This is a genomic window from Wolbachia endosymbiont of Nomada ferruginata, from assembly GCF_001675785.1.
In the GTDB taxonomy this organism is placed as follows: domain Bacteria; phylum Pseudomonadota; class Alphaproteobacteria; order Rickettsiales; family Anaplasmataceae; genus Wolbachia; species Wolbachia pipientis.
In genome coordinates this window covers 1-2,883 of the sequence record NZ_LYUY01000126.1, presented here as the reverse complement: position 1 = coordinate 2,883, position 2,883 = coordinate 1, and the positions used below count along the sequence as shown (strand labels likewise).

Below are 2,883 nucleotides of genomic sequence, written 5' to 3'. Positions count from 1 at the left end.
ATTTACTAAACAGAAAAAAAGGCAAAAGAAACCCTAGGGTAGCTAGTTATTCACTATCCATTTTTTAAGTTGGCGTTTTTTAATGTTTTAAATAGCGCATTTCAGCTTATATTAGGTAAAAACCTAGAAATTTTATAAAGACATAAGGTGCACATAGTGCAAAAAATTAAGCATGATTTACGCCAAATACATTAAGTTTTTTGTCATTAATCCACTGCAGAGATTGCGAAGATAAATAAATAGCTTCAGTGTTATAATAAGGGGGCTGGCGAAGCTTGTCAAGGAAGTTTTTATGATTTATCTAACGAACTTTACACTTGCTAAAGTTGTACCATCTTGGTAACTTTAACTGAAAGAAGTTATTTTTTATCCAATATGAAAAAAGCCTTTATATTCACACCCTTAATAGCAATTATATTGATAGTTATTACTTATTTATACAGAAACGACGGAACTAATGACTCACAAGTGGTAAATGTTTATTCATCGCGCAAAGAAGAATTAGTACGTACTTTGTTTGATGAATTCACGAAAAATACAGGCATTAAAGTACGTTACATCATTGATGATTATTCTCAGTTACTTTCACGAATAGAAAACGGTGGTGAAGCTGACTTATTTTTGACTGCTGATGCAATCAACTTAATTCTAGCAAAAAAAAGAGGCCTTTTATCTCAAGTAGATTCAGAGGTTTTAAAAAGTGTTATACCTGCAAGATTTAGAGACAGTGAAGATTATTGGTTTGGTCTTACAAAAAGAGCTAGGATATTGGTTTACAATAAAGAGTCAGTAGACCCTAAGGACTTAAGTACTTATGAAGATTTAGCAAATGAAAAATGGAAAGGAAAAATATTAGTGCGTTCTTCTACAAGTCCATATAACAGATCGTTAATTGCTTTTATGATTGCAAATAATGGTTTTGAAAAGACGAAAGAATGGGTAAGCGGAATTGTGAGCAATATGGCAAGAAAACCAAGTGGTGGTGATACTGATCAAATTTACGCCGTAGCAGCCGGTGAGGGAGATGTTGCAATAGTAAACAGCTACTACTTTGCGAGAATTCTTTCATCAGAAAATAAAAAGAATGTTGCAGACAAGCTAGGGGCTTTTTTTCCTAATCGCAACGATCACGGTGTAATGGTAAACATCAGTGGTGCAGCAGTAACAAAAAACGCAAAAAACAGGGAAAATGCTATAGTCTTATTGGAATTTTTAGTAAGCAAGCAGGCTCAAGAGTTATACGCTAAAAAAAACCAAGAATATCCTATTATTGAAGGCGTTGAAACTTCCGATATACTAAAATCTTGGGGAAATTATTCACAAAGTGATTTGCCTCTAAGTGAACTTGAGAAGCATCTTTTTGAGGCTGTTATGATAGCGGATGAGTGTAAGTGGAAGTAATCCCCAGCGCCACTAAACATTGGGATGAAAGATTTATGCTAATATACCTTACTCTTGACTCGCTGAACTTTTTCTTCCTTCTAACTTAATTTTGACTTTACTATCTTTTTCCGTTCTTTCACCAAAACAATTGCTGCACAAGAAGTCTATTGAAAAAAGGTAATAAGAAAGTAGAATAGGTTCAAGTAGTTGAAAAGGAAACTATGAACAAGAGAAGGAATTTGTTAAACATCTCAGACCTTACAGTCGATGATGTAGAAAATATAACTAAGTTGGCCAACCAGTACCTTAAAAAAGAAGTTGCAAATAGTCATATCTTGGAAAATAAGACAGTAATAAATTTATTCTTTGAAGATTCAACGCGTACACTTGCGTCTTTTGAAATAGCAGCAAAAAGCCTTGGAGCAAATGTTGTAACTTTGCCAATAAGATCTTCTTCTATTAACAAGGGAGAAGATCTGAAAGACATGATAAAAACATTAAATGCAATGAATCCTGATTACATAATAATCAGGCATAAAAGTAGTGGTATCATTAATACACTGGCAAAGTATGTTAACTGCTCGCTAATCAATGCAGGCGATGGAAGTAGTGAACATCCAACTCAAGCTCTTGCAGACTATCTTGTAATCAGCAATCACAAAAAGCAAATAAAGGACCTCAAAGTTGTGATATGTGGAGATATTCTGCACAGTAGAGTTGCAAGATCAAATATAAGATTGCTAAAAATGTTTGGAGCAGAGATAAACTTGGTCGCACCACCAACTTTGATTTGTAAGCATTTTCCTGAAGTAGATTCAGTCCATTATTCATTAATTGAAGGTATAAAGGATGCTGACGTAATTATGCTTTTGAGATTGCAGAAAGAGCGCATGAATAATAGTTCTTCAGAGAAAGAATATTTTTATTTGTATGGACTTGATTCACAAAAGCTATCATACGCAAAACCAGATGCGATTGTTATGCACCCAGGGCCAATAAACAGAGGGATTGAGATTAGCAGTGATGTAGCAGATTGTGTTATTTTACAGCAAGTAGAATTCGGATTGGCAATACGTAAGGCAGTGCTGCACTATTATAGATATTAAAAAATGCTACACAACTAATGCGAAAGAAGGGTTTTTTCATGAAATGACGAGAATGGCCACTAAGATGTTAAGGCTGAGGATATGATGTGGAATTTTTTACGAAAGCCTGAAGTCAACCAACAACCTTGCAGAACGGCAAATTAGACGGCTATCGTAAAAACAGCTTTTTCACCTGGTCAGAATGTGGGGAAAGGTTCGTGAAAAGAATGTTGTCGATATTTTTGACATCACGTCTCAATGGCCAAAATCCCTTCCAAAAGTTACGACTGCTTAGTTCTTTATTCATTTTCACAATCCGTGAACGGTTACAACCTGGATTCCAGTGGACTTTGTTGCATCGCTAGCTATGATGGATTAAAGATAAAAAAGATAGGGAATATCAGTAGCTTATTAT

At 34.8% G+C, this 2,883-nt stretch carries 2 protein-coding genes; both read left to right on the top strand.

The features are described 5' to 3' along the window. Positions 1-375 precede the first annotated feature (375 nt). Entirely contained in the window at positions 376-1,401 is a 1,026-nt protein-coding gene (locus BA053_RS05840; RefSeq protein ID WP_065095171.1) for an extracellular solute-binding protein, read from the top strand. A 203-nt stretch (positions 1,402-1,604) separates the two neighbouring features. Beyond that, positions 1,605-2,489: an aspartate carbamoyltransferase catalytic subunit gene (locus BA053_RS05835; protein WP_065106858.1), complete on the top strand. Its 885-nt coding sequence runs from the start codon at positions 1,605-1,607 to the stop codon at positions 2,487-2,489. Positions 2,490-2,883 lie beyond the last annotated feature (394 nt).

Coding starts and splice junctions, on each gene's coding strand:
- BA053_RS05840 (WP_065095171.1), top strand. CDS start 376: ATGAAAAAAGCCTTTATATTCACACCCTTAATAGCAATTATATTGATA.
- BA053_RS05835 (WP_065106858.1), top strand. CDS start 1,605: ATGAACAAGAGAAGGAATTTGTTAAACATCTCAGACCTTACAGTCGAT.